Genomic DNA, 17,851 nt, shown 5'->3' on the forward strand with positions numbered 1-17,851 from the left:
CATAACGATCAGCGACTACCACGCGCAAGCACCTCCTTCGACAGATTCGGTTTTAACGTGTGATAATTCGTATTTTGCTCAAAGGTGTAGGCCACTCGATAGAGTGTCCCTTCATTAAATGCCTTGCCCATCAATTGCATACCAATCGGCAAACCATTGACGAAGCCCGCGGGAAGGGATATGGCCGGAATCCCCGCTAAGTTAATCGGTACCGTCGTAATGTCTGACAGGTACATGGTCAAAGGATTTGCAGATTTTTCCCCAAATTTGAAGGCAGGCGTCGGTGCAGTGGGAGCGAGTAAAACATCATACGTCTCAAAGGCCTTATCAAAATCTTGTTTGATTAAAGTTCTGACCTTTTGAGCTTTAAGATAATAAGCATCATAATATCCGGAACTTAAGGCATAGGTGCCAAGCATGATTCTGCGCTTGACTTCTTGTCCGAATCCTGCTGCCCGAGTTTTCCTGAACATCCCCAGAACATCCTCAGCCTCTGCTCGATATCCATAGCGAACACCATCGTAACGAGCCAGGTTGGAACTGGCTTCAGCCGTAGCAATCAAATAATAGGCCGGGATAGCATACTCAGTATGAGGTAAAGAACACTCCCTGATTTCAGCCCCTAAAGCACTCAAAGTTTCGATGCTCGCTTGAATTCCTTTGGCCACATCGGGATCAATTCCCTCGCCGAAATACTCTTTGGGAATACCGACTTTTAAGCCCTTGATGTCATTGACCAGGAATTTAGTATAATCCGGTTTATCATAACGAACGGAGGTCGAGTCCAAAGCATCATAGCCGGCAATGGCATTCATCACCAAAGCATTATCTCGCACTGTTTTCGTGAGGGGGCCTATCTGATCAAGGGATGAAGCATAGGCAATAAGCCCAAAGCGGGAAACTGCTCCATAGGTTGGCTTGAGACCAACAACCCCGCAAAATGCCGCCGGTTGGCGGATTGATCCTCCGGTATCGGAACCCAAAGAGAAGGCTGCCAAATCAGCTGCGACTGAAACAGCTGCGCCGCCTGAGGACCCTCCGGGGACACAGGCCAAATCCCAAGGATTCCGCGTCTTCATATAGGCCGAATTCTCTGTTGAAGAGCCCATCGCAAACTCATCCATATTTAATTTGCCAAGGAGGATGCTGCCCACATCCTTCAGGCGCGCTGTCACGGTAGCATTGTACGGCGGATAAAACTCATCCAGCATTTTAGAAGCGCAGCTTGTGCGCACTCCTTCCGTGCACATGTTATCCTTCATGGCCATTGGAATTCCTTCTAAAATACCCAGGTCTGCTCCCTGGGCGATCTTGCGATCGATCTCAGAGGCTTGGGCTTGAGCCTCTTTCCCCAAGACGGTTAAATAGGCCTGCAAATCCTGATCCAAAGCCTCTATCCGTTCTATGTAGGCGTTGGTCAGTTCGGTGGCACTAACCTCTTTTTGAACGAGGAGCTCATGAAGCTCACTTACAGATTTCTCAAATATCATGGTTGCCAGCCCCTCCTTTCTAAGTGAGACTAATTCTAGGAACTCTGAAGAATCCTTCTTCAGCATCCGGAGCATTTCTTAACGCTTTATCGTGCTGAATAGAGGCTTTTACCTCGTCTTCGCGCAATACATTATGCAAGGGAACAGCATGAGCTGTCGGTACAACATCTTCCGTGTCCAATTGTTCCAGCATAGCTGCATAATCCAAAATAGAATTCAGCTGCACGGTATATTCCTGGATTTCTTGTTCCGTTAACTCTAAACGTGCCAATCCGGCGACATATATAACATCTTCACGAGAAATTGCCATCAAATTCACCTTCCTTTGACTACTTTTTCGCTATCCTTCTATAATAGCAAATCTGGAAGATTGGGGCAACATATGCAAATGTATGCAAACAGGGACAGCCCTTTTTTGTATGCCTGAAAACATACGCTAAAGAACCATCCCTGTTCTTTTCCGGATTCTTGGCTAGATCTGGACTTCTTGCGTCAGCAACGATTCAAACTCTTCTTCCGTGAATACTTGCACGCCAAGTTCTTGAGCTTTAGTGAGCTTGGAACCGGCTTTTTCTCCCGCAACAATGAAAGCCGTTTTTTTACTCACTGAACTTGCCGCTTTTCCGCCATGATCTTCGATGACTTTCTCAATCTCACGCCGGTCCCAACGTTCTAAAGAACCCGTCACCACAATACTTTTACCGGCAAAAATCTGAGGCTTTGAGGACACTTCGGCCGTCATGACCACCCCGGCCTCTCGCAATTTTACGATAAAGTGCCGGGTACTCTCCAGTTGGAAAAAATGCACGAGGTTTTCTGCCATCGTCGGTCCGATGTCGGGAATTCCTTGCAAATCCTCCAGGGAAGCCTCCATCAGCTGATCCATCATGCCAAACTTCTGAGCCAGAACCTTGCCGGCCTTTTCCCCTGTATGGCGAATCCCTAAAGCAAAAATCAAAGGTCCCAACCCTCGCGACTTACTCTCCTCGATTGCCTTCAAGAGATTTTCGGCTGATTTTTTCCCCATGCGTTCCAAAGGAGTTAAAGCTTCGAAGGTTAAGGAATACAAATCCGCAGCATCCGAAATCAGACCGGCATCAAGAAGCTGCTGGATCACTGCCGGACCCAGGCCGTCAATCGCCATAGCATCACGGGAGACGAAATGGATGATTCCTTCCCGCTGTCTGGCCGGACAAGTGATACTCTGGCAGCGATAGGCTACTTCCCCTTCCTCTTGTCGAACAGGACTCTGACATTCCGGACAGAATTCCGGCATTTCAAAGATCCTTTCCTCTCCGGTTCGTTTCTCCGGCAACATCCGCACAACCTCCGGAATAACGTCCCCAGCCTTGTGGAGGAGAACATGATCTCCGATGCGAATATCCTTGTCCCTAATATTATCAAGATTATGTAGGGTTGCCCTGCTCACCGTCGACCCTGCCACTAAAACGGGCTGCAAAATTGCCGTGGGAGTTAACACTCCTGTTCGCCCCACACGAATGAGTATCTCTTCGACGACGGTTTCTACTTGTTCAGCAGGAAATTTATAAGCAATTGCCCAACGTGGGCTTTTGGCCGTAAAGCCCAATTCCTGTTGTACGGCAAACTCATTCACTTTAATGACCAGTCCGTCAATATCATAGGGGAACTGGTGACGTTCCGAAGCCATTTTTTCGCAAAACTCAATCACTTCGTCGATGGTCTCAAAAACCTTATATTCAGGATTTACAATAAATCCTTGTTGTCTTAAATAGGTAAGGACATCCGTTTGGTTATGCAAGCCTAACTCGTTCGCACCTAACACTTGATAGGCGAAATAATCGAGCTTCCGTTGTGCCGTAATCTTGGAATTCAATTGGCGCAGCGAGCCTGCCGCTGCATTGCGCGGATTGGCAAAGGTAGAGAGACCTTCTTCTTCTCGCTCTTGGTTCAAGCGAGCAAAAGAAGCTTTAGGCATATAGCCTTCTCCCCGGACACTTAACCTCGGCACTTCGTCTTTTGTCCGTAAAGGAATCGATTTCACAGTCTTAACATTGGCGGTGATATCCTCACCTACTTCGCCGTCGCCCCGGGTTGCTCCCCGCACCATCAGACCATTTTCGTAAGTTAAAGCAACGGTCAATCCATCAATCTTAAGTTCTACGACATATTCCACAAAGGCCGCTGCTTGGCGCACACGTCGATCGAACTCCCGCAGGTCTTCTGCTGAAAAGGCGTTATCTAAACTAAGGAGAGGTTCCAGATGTCGTACTTTGGAGTACTCTTTGGCCACCTCTCCCCCAACTCGCAGCGTTGGAGAATCGGGAGTAACCCAGTCCGGATGGTTCGCTTCCAAGTCTAACAATTCGCGCATGAGGGCATCATAGTCCGCATCGGTCAAGGTGGGGTGGTCAAGTATATAGTACTCCTGATTCGCAGCTTCGATCTCCCCCCGTAACCATCTCATACGCTCGAATTCATCCTGCACCAGTATTCCTCCCGTCTCCCAATACATTTTGTCGGTTAATTAAGCTGAAAAATAGGTTGTCATTTGTGGAACGACTTGCTTTTTACGGGACAGAACACCTGGAAGCGCAACGCTGCCATTGACTAATTCCTTGCCGAAGGCTTTAGCGACTTCTTCAGGGGTGTCACCTTTCACAATCAGTTCGGTATAGTCTGTTAAAATGTCGGTAACCATCAGACAGATATAACGCAAGCCTTGAGCAGCACGATAGTTTTCCAGCGCTGCTGTTAAGTTTGCCCGAACGTCTTCAAATCCATCCATACCCATCAGGCTTACTTGGCCAACACCAACCTTGTTGGAGCCCATGGTGAAGGCTTTGAAGTCTTCTTCAATCATGCTTTGTGGGGTGCGCTCAGCAATGTTGGAACCGGCTTTGAACATATCAACTCCGAAGGTTTGGGGATCAACTCCAGCAATAGCTGCGAGTTCAGCAGCGATGGTCTTATCCAGCTCGGTGCAGGTTGGGGATTTGAAAATAACGGTATCGGAAAGAATAGCGGCCAGTAAAATGCCGGCGATTGGTTTTTCAGGAACCAGACCTTTTTCTTTGTAAGCCTCAGCTACAATCGTACATGTTGAACCAACTGGCTCGATACGTACATAAAGGGGCTCTGCAGTTTGGAATCCACCCACTTTGTGGTGGTCAACGATTTGTACCAGCTGAGCTTGGTCTGTACCTGCAACTGCTTGACCGTATTCATTGTGGTCAACAAGAATCATTTTTTGTTTAGCTTCAACGGACTCTAATACATCAGGGACAGCAACTCCATAATAGTTAAGAACAAATTCGGTTTCTTTGTTGATTTTACCGGCCGTAACAGGAACGACATTATCTGAACCGGTAAGTTCTTTAAACCGTGCTAAAGCAATGGCTGAGCAAACTGAATCAGTATCAGGGTTCTTATGACCAACGATATAAATTTTATCCATAATGACACCTAAACCTTTCTCTTCATGAATTCTCTAAATTGAATTTAGAGTTTTGTGAGTTTGGCATATTCCGCCAGGAGTTTTTTAATTCCAATTCCACCATCAAACACAATCGTCAATTCTGCTTGATTTCCCTCACCCTTGATTGAGACAATAATACCGCGACCAAACGAAGCATGTTCAACCTTTTCTCCTACGTGGTGCGCCTCACCTCCTTTATTGACTACCGGGCTGCCAAAATCCTTTTCCCAGGCACCGGAACCTAAGGGAATCCTTCGCTCCGGCTTAGTCTCCTGTCTCTGGAATGATCTGGGTGAAGTATTAGAACGCAGTTTTGGCGGATCGAGCGGATCGATATCCGTCATGAGTTCCGACGGAATTTCCTCTAAAAACCGCGAAGGTGGATTATACTGGGTTTTGCCATAAAGCATCCGCATTTCCGAATTACATAAGTAGAGTTTTTCCCGCGCCCGAGTGATGGCTACATAACATAATCGTCGTTCTTCCTCAAGTTCCGAAGGATCAAGAAAGGAGCGACCGCTGGGGAAAATCCCTTCCTCCATGCCCACCAGAAAAACAACCGGAAACTCCAGGCCTTTGGCACTATGCATGGTCATTAAAGCGATGGATTCTTCGTTGGGATCGAGTTCATCAATATCCGCGACTAAAGATACTTGTTCTAAAAAGCCACTGACCCCACTGCGCATGTCCTCTGTTTCCATCCCGTTATCTTGTTCATTTTGAGCAGCTTGGGCCGACTTGTCATCATACTCTGTCGTCACTGAAAGAAACTCTAACAAGTTTTCCAAACGGGCCTCCGCTTCAGGTGTGCCTTCAGCTTCAAGAAGCACTCGGTAGCCTGTTTTGTTCAAAATCTCTTGTACCAATTCGGTAACGGCAGCATTTTGCGAAAACTCCACAAGGCCTTGCATCAAATGGGCAAAAGCAAGTAAGGGTTTCTTAGCACGGTTCGTCAATTCCGGAATATAGTCCGCCTCCAGGATGGCGTCAAGTACAGGCATCTCCTGTTCATTGGCATATTCCAAAACCTTTTCCAGAGTGCTCTCTCCCAGACCTCGTTTCGGCACATTAAGTATACGGGCAAAGCTTACTTGATCGGAAGGATTATAGATCACCCTTAAATAAGCTAAAATATCTTTGATCTCTAAGCGCTGGTAGAATTTCAAACCTGAAAACACGCGATAGGGCAGGGCAGCCTTCATAAGCTGTTCCTCAAGAGTCCGGGACTGGGCATTTGTTCGGTAAAGAACCGTAAAGTCACTGTACGGACGGCCTTCCAGCTCATGTAAGCGTCGAATCCGCTCTACTACGTAGCTGGCCTCATCCCGTTCATCATTACCCACATACCAGACTAAAGGCTGTCCTGAGGAGTTTTCCGTCCAAAGGGATTTTTCTTTACGCCCTTCATTATTCTTAACCACAGCATTGGCTGCATCCAAAATCTTTTGTGTGGAACGATAATTTTGTTCGAGTTTGATAACCCTGGCTTCAGGATAATCCCGCTCGAAATCGAGGATATTCTGGATATCCGCCCCGCGCCACCCATAGACGGACTGGTCATCATCCCCTACGACACAGAGATTGCGGTACCGGCTGGCCAATAACTTAACCAGGGTATACTGGGCATGATTCGTATCTTGATACTCGTCCACCATAATGTAGTGGAATTTCTCCTGATAATAACGCAAAACAGGTTCGTTCTCCCGAAACAGTTTCACGGTAAGCATAATAATATCGTCAAAATCCAGAGCATTATTCATTCTGAGTTTTTTCTGATACTCTCGATAGATGTCTGCCACTTTACTCTGGAAGTAATCGTTGGCCTGATTGGAAAATCCTTCGGGATCAAGAAGTTTGTTTTTGGCATCGCTGATAACTGCCGCCACGCTGCGTGGAGAAAATTTCTTCTCGTCCAGATTTTTTTCTTTCAAGCATGCTTTAAGTAAAGACTGTTGATCTCCGGCATCGTAGATCACAAAATTCCGGGTAAAGCCCGGCATATGCTCAATATCCCGCCGCAAAATGCGCACACAAGCCGAGTGAAATGTGCTAACCCAAAGCCCATGTCCTTCACTGCCGACAAGGGTAGTTACCCGATCACGCATTTCTTTGGCCGCTTTATTCGTAAAGGTAATCGCTAATATCTCACTGGGTTCTGCTCCACCGGCAATCAAATGAGCTATGCGATAAGTGAGCACGCGAGTCTTCCCTGATCCTGCACCGGCCAGAATAAGAAGCGGCCCCTCCTGATGTACAGCAGCTTCCCGTTGCACTGGATTTAAATCGTCCAACCGATACATTTAACCACTCCACCTCACTTCTTGTACATATTATAACATACTGTAGGTTCTGCTGTTGCGCGATTTACGAGCCGTTCCCTCAGTAAAGAGATGCCACGATAATTTTTCCCTATATCTAAGAGCAGTGATTATTATCGTACACCCCATATTACCATGTTATTATACCAATATTTTGGAACATATTTTCGGCTGAATTGCGAAGGAAACTCTAAATCTCTGTCTTTTTGAGGAAGATAGCTAAAAATTATCCATAATGCAAAGAATCATGCCGAATTCGCAGCAAAATCACCCAGTTCTCTATCGCAAATATTTCCAGTGGAATATAAATAAGGTTAATGGAGACATCCTTCTTCCATTAACCTTATTTGAGTTCGCTGTCGATTAGATTAGTTACATAATGGCAATAGCTCACAAGACATCCGAGACTGATTGGTCAGAGCACTATAATCTGTATCAATTAGCGACCTTTTGAACGAAAGGCTTTTGGGAGATCAAACATGCTACGCCGCACCGAAGATTCCATCGGCCACCTTAACTCCATCCGTCGCTGCCTGAGCACTGAAATCCGCTCCTACATAGTTCTTGACGACATCATCGATATAGTTGCCGCCGATAAGAACCTTTGTCTCTAAACCCGCTGCCCGGATAGCCGCAATGGTTTCTTTCATGGATTCCTGACAACCGGTTAAGAGAACACTCATCCCCACCAGAGGAGCCTTGTATTCCTTAATGGCGTCAATAAACTTCTCTTTCGGCACGTCCACTCCTAAATCTATCACGTTATAACCTGATCCTTTAAGAAGCATAACAACGATATTTTTGCCTAAATCATGGATATCCCCTTTAACGGTGCCCATGACGATATTTCCTTTGTATTCAGCATTACTTCCGCTTAGCAGAGGTTCTAAGACTACCATCGAATCCTGCATAATTTCCCCACACATAATCAGTTCACCTAAGAAATATTCCCCTGTCTCAAATCGAGAGCCGGCTTCAGCCATACCTTGCTGCAATGAATTGACAATTTCCAGGGGAGTTACACCGCTTGCTAAACGTTCCTTGACCAGCTCCGCCACCTGTTGTTCTTCTAATTCCGCAATTGCCTTCGATAAAGCATCTGTTAGCATGTTATACCACTCCTTCTGTATTAACTTGACAAGGCCTCACTTTCGCTTCTAACGCTGTACCCAAAACCAAATAAAGTTATAGGCAAAGTCATCCAACTTCTCCCATTCTTTTTTGACAATTTCCTCATTCCCAGGAAAATCTCCAACTTCTTCTAGTTTTACATCCCAGGGCACACAAACACCGGGATTAGGATTTAACAACTGTTTTTCCTTTTCAGACATTGATTTTCCCCCCTATCTTTCTAATAAACACCGAATTCACGGCCTGCTTCAATCATCGCCATAACATTTTCCTGTTTAGCATCTCCCATGACAACCCCGCCGGTGTCCAAAATAAACCCGCCATCACGTCCTAATTCATCAATAGATCTCTTAACCTGCTCTCTGACTTTATCCGGAGTGCCATAGGTTAAAAGGGTCGTAGGAACACCACCTTGAAGACAGAACTTACCGCCTAGGATTTCTTTGGCCTTTTTAGGATCGGTGGTATCAATTTGGAAGATAATGCTCTTTTCGGGCAACTCAGCGATTTTCTCAAGATACGGAGTCCAGTCTCCTTCAGCGTAAAATAACATTCGTTTTCCTTTGGCCCACAGACCTTCAATCGTCGCTTTTAAGGAAGGCCAATAGAAGGTTTCCCATTGATGCGGATTAAGGAAGGGATAGGCTCCGCGGTGAAGAGGGGCAAAACAGGGGAAACGCGTATCCGCTCCGGCACCGGCCAGACCGCAATTGATATTATGGGGGGTAATAGCTTCACAAGCAGCTAAAACCTTCTCCGGCCGGCGGCGTAGATCTAAAAGAATCCCTTTCATGCCGCGCAAAGCATCCCCCAAAGTATCAAAGGGGGCTTTGGTAAATCCTGTACCCTGCCCGACAATTCCGTGTTCCACCGTCCATTTCCCGTAGGCGGCCGCCGTTATACCTCCGGACATAGCAAAAGCAGCTGCACCTTTGATTAAGGCTACCGTTGATCTATAGGACCCCGGACTCGCTAATTCAGTGCTGATATTCGGCAAAAAGTGGTTAACAAGCCACTCGGTTGGACTGGCAGTAAATTCGTCGTAATCCTCTGCTTTCATGTATTCTTCCTCATTGTATTGAAAGGTGGAATTCTCATCCACACCAATACCGGGAAACTTATATAATTTTGAACCCATGGCATCAAACATCGGAGGCCACCATAGCGAAGGTCCGCCTTTAAAGACATCGAAATCCAGGCCAGGCAGCATCTCCGATACAATGCCGTTGCTTTTATCCAGATCATAATAGACCTCTTGAAAGGTCGTACCTTTGTATTTGACAACCCATTCCCCGACTCCGAAAGCCACTGGAACCATGTCCGGCTTTCCACAAGCCATAGCGGTCATGTAACGATCCAACCTTTTTTGGTAAAGGATTTCCTTCTCGCTCATAGTTGCTTACCCCTTCCCCTTTTCGAACTATTCAATGTTCAAGTATTTATTCAGAGACTTATCTAATCATCCAGAACCTCGCTGCGATAGGCTTTTAAATACTTTTTGCCGAAGCGATCTTTTCCCAGCAGGAAATCATTGGTAATGACTGAGGTCATAATTTTTCTGTCGAGTGGATCAAGAATTGCAGCGTCCATGTCAAATGCCATACAAAGGGTTAAAAAGTGGCGATTTACAATTTTACGTTTCGGCGAATTATAAGATATGTTGCTTAACCCAGAGACCGTTTTGACCTTAAATAAATGTTTGATTTCCGTAAGACACTTGAAGAACATCGTGGCATTCAGGTAATCTACAGCTAAAGGAAGGACCAGGGGGTCTATATAGAGACGATCAATGTCGTAATGATTTTTTGTTAAAGTCTCAATAAGTCGCTCGGAAAGTGCAATTCTTTCTTCGGCAGTTTTGGGAATCCCATTGTCGTCTAGGGTCAGTCCAATGACTGAGCACTGATATTCCAGAACTAACGGAAGTACTTCTTCAAGACGATTTCTTTCCAAGGATATAGAGTTGATTAAAACCCGGCTCTTATCCCCTTGGACTGTATCTAGGCCCTTTTTAATGGCCACTGCCGAGGTGCTGTCAATACATAAAGGTACATCGGTTACCTCTTGAACCGTTCGGACAAGCCACTCCATGTTTGGCACTTCATCCCCTTGAGCTGTATTTAAATCTAAATATTCAGCTCCCGCAGCCGCTTGTTTTAGGGCCAGATCCTGAATAGCAGCGGTGTCTTTGTCATTAATGAACTGCCGAACACTAGGAATCGAGCTATTTAACTTTTCGCCGATGATCAACATCTTTGGCAACCCTCCTTGAGTCTGATTGGGAATCTATCCAGGTTGTCTGTCCTAAGGTTTCTTTTATCACCTCCTTGTAACAAGATGTTAAACTCTGAATAGGATGAGCCCAACATAGGAAACAGAATTTTTGCCATTGTAGTAGGGTATTCCACAACTTTTTCCAGAGCCATCACGTCAATTCCACTCGCTTCAACAGAGGTTAAGGCCTTGTCCGGAAATCGGCAAGGCTCACTGTCAAGAAACGTGCATCGTTTGCAATACGTACAGGGGCCCGCATTTAACGGCAATATTTCTTGACAGTTGGAATCTTTTTCAAGCCTGTCTAGAATAAGCCTAAATATTGCCGTATGAGTTTCAGCAGCCATCATCATCCCCTCCCAGTCAAAGGAACTTTTTATGTTATGTACCGTCTGAACTAATAAGCCCTGTTTAAAGTTTAAGACGTTTTCTTTGAATGTATTGATAGGCGGAACGGCAGGGGGACACATCCAGTTCTTATTGTAACTTCCACAGGTATTCTGTTCGCACATGCCCCTAAACTCTTCGTTAAAGATTATGTCCGCAACGCTGGCAATAGCGGCATATTTCGCACCGAAATCTAAAGCATCCCTGACAAAATGATCGAATTCTGCACACATACACTAATCCTCCAAGAAAATTGTGTAGTACTGTATAGATGTATATACAAGCATGATTTGAAAAATTCCTTTTTTGCTTATTTTTATGTAAAAATGTATTTACGAAACTTCAGCATACCAAATGTTGCTAAGTATGCTTTTATCATGACCTGGAGTGGTTATTTAAGGCTGGTGCAACAACCAATAAGGGGCATTCTGCCCTGGGTGCTTCCCGAGGGAGCAACAATCTGCGATGCACCGGGTCGTTGTGGTCCGTCTGATAGACCAAATAAGGCGATGGGGGATTTGTTTTCCCCCTTCGCCTTATTTGGTCTGTCTCTATTAAAACCGTATCCCTTGGGCAAACTTGCGGGAAAATCCCTCGTACAAAGAAAGCTCAATATGCTCCACTCGTCCAGGCAAGGTCTGCGCAGTCTGCATTATTTCTCTTGACAACAAAGCCATCACAGCTCCGGTCCCTGCTGCATTGCCGACTGCTTTAATCTTTGTTAATTCAAGGGGAGGAAACATCCCGATTCCTTGGATGGATTCCGGCCGCAGATTGCTGCCGAAAGCCCCTGCCAAAAGGATGCCGTCAAGTTGGTGGGACGTAATCCTCAGATGCTCCAACAAAATTTCAATTCCGGCGCGCACTGCACCTTTTCCCAACTGCAATTCGCTAATGTCCCTCTGGGTAAGTGCTACCTCGGTCTCTCCTTCAGCCAATACGAATTTCCATCCCTGTCCATCCGGTCTAATGCGGCTGCGTATCTGTACCGAAACCTGGGGAGGACATTCCTCAGGTCCCTTTATACGCCCATTAAACCGCAACATTCCTAAACGATACATCTCCGAAACACAATCAATTAATCCGGACCCACAGATGCCTTGAGCTGGTGCATCGTCCACCACCTTGAGTTGCACATCCTCCTGAAACTCCACCCAGTAAATAGCACCCGGTTCCGCCCGCATACCCTGACTTATACTCGCACCCTCAAAGGCCGGACCGGCCGCCGTTGAACAGGTTACTAAACGTCCTCCGGAACTCAGAACAATTTCCCCATTGGTACCGATATCAACGGCCAGCCAATTACCTTCCAAATTATAAATTTTAGTGGCCAACATCACGCCAACGGTATCCGAGCCTACATACCCTGCCACATTGGGGAGCAAGGTAAACCTCGTATAGGGCGGCAAATTTTCCAAGCCTAATTCGCTGGTCCTCCCTTCAATGCTGCGGCTAAAAGCAGGAACAAAGGGTGAGGAAGCTACTCCGACCGCTGACACCCCAAGCAGCAGATGACTCATCACAGTATTTCCGATAAATACCAGGGAATAGATGCGCCTGCGGTTTATCCCAGATTCCCGCAACAACTTCTCGATCAGACTATCCACCGTTTTAAGAATTGAGTGTTTTAAACGAGCTTGACCATCTTGCTGTTCTACCGAATAGGCGATGCGGGAAATAACATCGGCACCATAGGTTTTTTGGCTATTGGCAGCGGAAGCCGTTTGAATGACTTTGCCGTCCGTCAAGCTGACGAGATAGCCGGCTACACTCGTTGTGCCAATGTCAAAAGCAATTCCATAGCTTTCCTTGGCGGTGTCCCCAGCTTCCACAGTGACCAAACGATCATTGACCACGACCGAGGTTACCTTATATTCAGCTTCTCTAAGCACATTGGGGATAGCGGCAACAGCCTCAAGGTCCAGTTCTCTGGAGCCTGGTAAAGCTTCCAAAACCCGATCGACATCTGCTTTCTGATCCTGAATCGAAGGAAGTGCCAAGACGTGAAATGTTTTATTTACGGCAGGGTTAAGCTCCAACTCCTGTTCTAAAACGCTCCCTTTGCCAGGGGTATACTCAAAGCCAGACTTGTCTGGCATTAACACCTCGATTGAAGCATCTTCAAACACGTTGCTTTGGCAGAGCAGGATAATCTCTGGCATCGTTTGTTGGGCATCACTTTTTTCAAGGGTTCTTGAGCTTCGCGAACGAAGAACGCCGCTCAGCAAACGGCCCCGGCACTTTCCACAACTGCCTTTCCCTCCGCATATTGAATTGACTTGTAAGCCGGCCTGATGCGCTGCCTCCAGCAAACCGGTGCCAACAGGGACCTGAACCCTTTCCCCACTGGGAAGAAAAGTTACCGTAACCAATGGGTCGGTCATTCCAAATTCCTTCCTTCAATCACCTGCTCCTTTAGAACAGATTCTCATTGGCTCTGAAGTATTTTAGATATTGTTTGGAAAATCTGTCATTTCCCAAAATCAAGTCGGCGGCCATAATATATTTGCGCACCTTAGCTGCGTCAACTACCGGACAGGTACACCCTGCCGCGATAGCCATCCCTAGAAACACTCCGTTGATAACCTCCCGTCCGGGGAGTCCATAGGAAATATTACTGGCACCCAAGGTTATGTTGACTCCATAGGTTTCTTTGACACGACGAATCGTTTCTAATGTCACCACTCCACCATGACCATCGACGCCGACGGACAGCACTAAACAATCCACGACAAGATCATTGAGGGAAATGCCAAGCTTAGCAGACCGTTCAATGACCCGATCAATAATCTCCATCCGTGTTTCAACATCGCGCGGAATCCCACGTTCGTCTGCAGGTAAGATAATAACCGCAGCGCCATAATCTTTTACTAAGGGCAGCACCTGCCCCAGAGAATGCTCAGTTCCTTTGACAGAGTTAATCAGAGCCTTTCCTTGATAAACCTTAAGGGCCGCTTCTATGGCGTTTCCATCCCCGCTGTCTAAACATAGCGGCATATCAGTCTCGGCCATTAATAGTTTTACAACCTGAGGCAGCATCGCAACTTCATCGACCCCGCCTGCCCCGACATTGACATCCAAAATGTCGGCGCCGGCTAATACTTGATTGCGCGCTTCCTGACGAATGATCTCAAGATCTCCAATCTTTAAAGCCTCGGCCAACTTTTTTTTGCCTGTAGGATTTATCCGTTCGCCAATTAAAGTGGTCCGTTTTTCACTGATAATCACTTCTTTCGTTGAGCTAGACAATCGTGTTTCCATAATTTATGCCTCTTCCCCTTGTCAAAATTATAAGGTTCCTTGCGAGATCCGTTAAGCAGGACCGATCATAAAGCAGAGACTGCTCTTGAGAAGGAAATTATTGATAGACTTGTTTACAAATACTAACGGCCGAGGCAGCATCTTTACCATAAAAGTCGGCTGCCGCGTAAACACGTACATCTTCATTGATTGGAGCGCCGCCAATCATCACCTTAACCTGATCGCGCAAACCGGCAGCAGTTAACTCGTCCACAACCTTTTTGATTTCAGGGAAGGTGAAGTTCAGCAAACAACTCACCCCAACAATCTTGGCCCCTGTTTCCTTCACTGCCTGGACAAATTTCTCGGGTGGAACATCTACCCCCAAGTCTACAACTTCAAAACCAGTCCCTTTCAGCATGGAAACTACAATATCCTTACCAATATCATGAATGTCATCTTTAACTGTACCCATGACAACGGTACCTTTCATCGTTTGGGAAGCTTGGTCATTGCCAATAAGCATAGGTTCCAGCTTGGACATAATATTCTTGAAGATTTCTCCGGCCATGATCAGTTCGCTAAGGTAATACTCGTTCTTTTCAAACAGTTTTCCGATATCCACCATACCCTCATTACATTGCGCAATGATATCTCCAGGATTGCTCCCTGCTGCGATGAGCTGATCCACAATTTCATAAACTTTGTCCTCGTCGAGTCCCACCATTGCTTTCGTTAGTTCCGTAGCCATTTTAAATACCTCCATCTGCTCCCATTATTTTGTACATATCTTATACATCATTTAATTGCCACAACCATGAATATCATCGGTTTAAGGTCATGTGCTCGAAAATTTTCCGATTCTGTTTAGTTTGGTTTCCCAAGGATTACATAACCCACTGCCAAATCCAGGCATAACTCATGCTCTCTAACATTTCCCACGGACGGCGAATTAAGCCCACATCTCCTTGCACCCCACCCCACTCTTCAACACGAATATCCCAGGGTGTCAGAACTTTCCGCTCGGGCAATTCTCCAACCACTTCAGGAGCGGCTTTCGGCTTCATTTTCAAACTGGTATCGTACGTCCCAAACTCGATGATGGCATCAACCATCGCCCGGTAGTTTTCCGGTTTAGCATCATAAGGAATATTGCATCCACCATTGACTATAAAGCCGCCATCTTTTCCCAAAGTTTCACACAGCATCTTGACTCGCTCCCGCACTTCCTGTGGTGCCCCAAGAATCAACAAAGAATCAGGTACGCCACCGGTAATACAGAAGTGATGACCGATGTCCTTCTTAGCCTGAAAAATGTCGCCTTGATTATCAATATCACATAGGACTCGGCCTTTCGGCAGCTCCAGAAGATGATTCCAGTGCTTGCCCCAATCTCCCTCCAGGTAAGCCCTTATCGAATAACCGGCATCAATCAATTTCTGCATGGTTCTTTTGAAGGACGGCCAATAAAATTTCTCGAATTGTTTCGGTGACAGGAAATGAGGTTTATGGGTTGGCACAAAAATCGGGTAACGTTTAAGAGGATCGGCCGTAGACAAAGCAAAGTTCACCATCTCGTCAACTAAAACGTCACAGGCTGCAACGACTTTATCCGGCTGGCGATACATGTCAATTAACACGGACCTGAGCCCACGCATACAATCAGACAAAGCGTCAAACGGCGCTACGAAAGCCCCGGTCATAGGCTGAGGCATACCGCATTTCGTTTGCAGGGCAATGGATCGGTTACGCATAACTTGAGACGTCAGAACTTGAGCAATCCCACCTTTGAGATAGGCCATATTGGAGCGAATAGAACCCATTTCGGCCATGTCCCCGAGTACTCGAGGAAGGTAGCGGCCCATCATAAATTCCATTCTGTTATTAATCAGCAGATCATATTCGTCAGCTTTCATATACTCGTTTTCGACAAATTGAATCTGACCATGGACAGGTAAATCCCGACCTGGAAGCTTGTAGGTTTTTAAGTTTACAGAATCATACAAGGGAGCCCAAACCCGATTATTCCGCAGCACATCAACCTCTGGAAAATCCTTGATAAAGGCTTCTTCCGCTTGCAGCCATTTTTCCGGATCATAAATCGTCTCCTGATTCGTATTTCCGGAATAAACTTCGGAAAAGTAATTACTTCCAGAGGCTACTGGCATCCGATCTACCGGTTCTAGGGCTATGGCCGCCTGATATCGTCCCAGCCTCTCTGCATAAAGCTCCTCAACTGACTTCGTCATAACGTATCCTCCTGAAAATTCTAATTTACAGTGACGCAGACCTCAGATGATTCTCTTAAAGATCTACGTCACCAAACCTATCTTAGAAACAACTATCTAGGCCCGTTTAACCTTCTCGTTAATACCCATGAGCAAGAAAATCCCGAGCAGCGGACCGGCAGACAGGATATACCAAACTGAGGAAAAACTCCCGCTTACATCGATCGACCAGCCCAGGACAACCGGACCAATCATGGAGGCTAACTGCCAGACAAAATTCGTTGTCCCTGTAGCTGTGGCAGCCCATTCTTTGCCGGCAAACTGGGTCACTAAAACACTGAGATGCGGATTAGCCAAGTAGGATAAAAATCCGACCAAGAATCCCAAAAGATATAATAAGCCAATCGAATGCATATAGCCGAAAATGATGGTGGCAGGAATTTGAGCGGCATAGGCGAAAATAAGGATACTCTTGCGTTTGCCAATCTTATCGGAAAGATATCCTGAGAATAATGGTGCGATAACACCGCCGATACCATAGAAGATCATCACTAATCCTGCGGCTGCTACCGAATATCCTAAATTTTTAACATAGGCATTAGCCCAGGTCGCAATCCCCAATTCGGACCAGAGCAGGCAAAAACCGGCCAGGGCGGCAAGAATCAATTCCCTGCTCGAAAAGATGACCTTGAATCCACCCAAAGGATTGCCGCTTTTGGGGGTTTGTTCGGATGTCGTACGCACTAAGAGTACGATAAGTATTCCAATTATTATAGTGAAAACCCCAATAACCTCAAAAACTCCTCTCCAGCCTAAGACGCTATTCAAGGCTGGGGCAATATAGTTTGATAACACAATTCCAGCGGATGGTGCCGCTAACAGAATGCCGAAAGCCGTACCTCTTTCCTTAGGCGGAAACCATTCCGTTACGGCACGGGTACATGCTGACATCACTGCTCCCGCACCTAAACCTACAATGACCCGAAGCCAGAAGCCTGTGTCATAGTTGTTCATATAACGCATCCCGAAAGTAGCAATCCCCTCCAAGACAAGACTTATGGTTAAGATGGCCTTAACACCTAGACGGTCTGTTAAAACGCCTGCTGGAATTTGAGTAATAATATAGCCAAAATAAAAGGCCGTCATCAAGGCACCAGCTTGGACATTGGTCATGTGCAGAACTGGTGCAACGACCGGAATAAGCGGCGGCCAAGCCATACGGCTGATAAAGGTAAGCAAAAAGCTGGCGACCATCAGAGCTAAGATGACCCACCGATAACTGTTAGGGGACGAGCTTTCTGATCCGCTCTCATCAAGTATTGCCAT

General features: G+C 46.3%; 15 protein-coding genes. All 15 read right to left on the minus strand.

Annotated features, from left to right (window positions below; genetic code table 11):
- Positions 1-8 precede the first annotated feature (8 nt).
- The 15 genes from gatA to VZF35_RS07370 all read right to left on the minus strand — a co-directional run bounded on the left by gatA (position 9) and on the right by VZF35_RS07370 (position 17,851).
- A complete protein-coding gene (gatA, locus tag VZF35_RS07300; RefSeq protein WP_407312342.1) occupies positions 9-1,490 on the minus strand; it encodes an Asp-tRNA(Asn)/Glu-tRNA(Gln) amidotransferase subunit GatA in 1,482 nt (493 codons plus the stop codon).
- Between the two features lie 19 nt (positions 1,491-1,509).
- Positions 1,510-1,800 (minus strand): Asp-tRNA(Asn)/Glu-tRNA(Gln) amidotransferase subunit GatC, encoded by a 291-nt coding sequence (gene gatC, locus VZF35_RS07305; protein WP_407312344.1) that lies wholly within the window; start codon positions 1,798-1,800, stop codon positions 1,510-1,512.
- Between the two features lie 162 nt (positions 1,801-1,962).
- Complete coding sequence (gene ligA, locus VZF35_RS07310; RefSeq protein ID WP_407314515.1) at positions 1,963-3,936, minus strand: NAD-dependent DNA ligase LigA; 1,974 nt, start codon at positions 3,934-3,936, stop codon at positions 1,963-1,965.
- 60 nt (positions 3,937-3,996) lie between these two features.
- Positions 3,997-4,926: a putative manganese-dependent inorganic diphosphatase gene (locus VZF35_RS07315; RefSeq protein WP_407312346.1), complete on the minus strand. Its 930-nt coding sequence runs from the start codon at positions 4,924-4,926 to the stop codon at positions 3,997-3,999.
- A 44-nt stretch (positions 4,927-4,970) separates the two neighbouring features.
- Positions 4,971-7,247, minus strand: a complete 2,277-nt coding sequence (gene pcrA, locus VZF35_RS07320) for a DNA helicase PcrA (RefSeq protein ID WP_407312348.1) — start codon at positions 7,245-7,247, stop codon at positions 4,971-4,973.
- A gap of 500 nt (positions 7,248-7,747) precedes the next feature.
- Positions 7,748-8,374 carry a B12-binding domain-containing protein gene (locus tag VZF35_RS07325; protein WP_407312350.1) on the minus strand — a complete coding sequence of 209 codons (627 nt, stop codon included), beginning with the start codon at positions 8,372-8,374 and terminating at the stop codon, positions 7,748-7,750.
- A 48-nt stretch (positions 8,375-8,422) separates the two neighbouring features.
- Positions 8,423-8,596 (minus strand): hypothetical protein, encoded by a 174-nt coding sequence (locus VZF35_RS07330; RefSeq protein WP_407312352.1) that lies wholly within the window; start codon positions 8,594-8,596, stop codon positions 8,423-8,425.
- Between the two features lie 20 nt (positions 8,597-8,616).
- Complete coding sequence (locus VZF35_RS07335) at positions 8,617-9,789, minus strand: uroporphyrinogen decarboxylase family protein (protein ID WP_407312354.1); 1,173 nt, start codon at positions 9,787-9,789, stop codon at positions 8,617-8,619.
- 62 nt (positions 9,790-9,851) lie between these two features.
- Entirely contained in the window at positions 9,852-10,649 is a 798-nt protein-coding gene (locus VZF35_RS07340; protein WP_407312356.1) for a dihydropteroate synthase, read from the minus strand.
- Positions 10,643-11,290, minus strand: coding sequence for a DUF2284 domain-containing protein (locus VZF35_RS07345; protein ID WP_407312358.1), 648 nt, complete (start codon positions 11,288-11,290; stop codon positions 10,643-10,645). Before VZF35_RS07345 ends, VZF35_RS07340 begins: the two co-directional genes overlap by 7 nt.
- 321 nt (positions 11,291-11,611) lie before the next feature.
- Entirely contained in the window at positions 11,612-13,441 is a 1,830-nt protein-coding gene (locus VZF35_RS07350; protein WP_407312360.1) for an ASKHA domain-containing protein, read from the minus strand.
- A gap of 31 nt (positions 13,442-13,472) precedes the next feature.
- Complete coding sequence (locus VZF35_RS07355) at positions 13,473-14,318, minus strand: dihydropteroate synthase (RefSeq protein WP_407312362.1); 846 nt, start codon at positions 14,316-14,318, stop codon at positions 13,473-13,475.
- A gap of 97 nt (positions 14,319-14,415) precedes the next feature.
- A complete protein-coding gene (locus tag VZF35_RS07360) occupies positions 14,416-15,048 on the minus strand; it encodes a B12-binding domain-containing protein (protein ID WP_407312364.1) in 633 nt (210 codons plus the stop codon).
- Between the two features lie 136 nt (positions 15,049-15,184).
- The gene (locus VZF35_RS07365) at positions 15,185-16,546 is read right to left on the minus strand and encodes a uroporphyrinogen decarboxylase family protein (RefSeq protein ID WP_407312366.1); all 1,362 of its coding nucleotides are present in this window, start codon (positions 16,544-16,546) and stop codon (positions 15,185-15,187) included.
- Positions 16,547-16,642: 96 nt separating this feature from the next.
- The gene (locus VZF35_RS07370; RefSeq protein ID WP_407312368.1) at positions 16,643-17,851 is read right to left on the minus strand and encodes an MFS transporter; all 1,209 of its coding nucleotides are present in this window, start codon (positions 17,849-17,851) and stop codon (positions 16,643-16,645) included.

The organism is Desulfosporosinus paludis, assembly GCF_045689965.1.
GTDB lineage: Bacteria > Bacillota > Desulfitobacteriia > Desulfitobacteriales > Desulfitobacteriaceae > Desulfosporosinus > Desulfosporosinus paludis.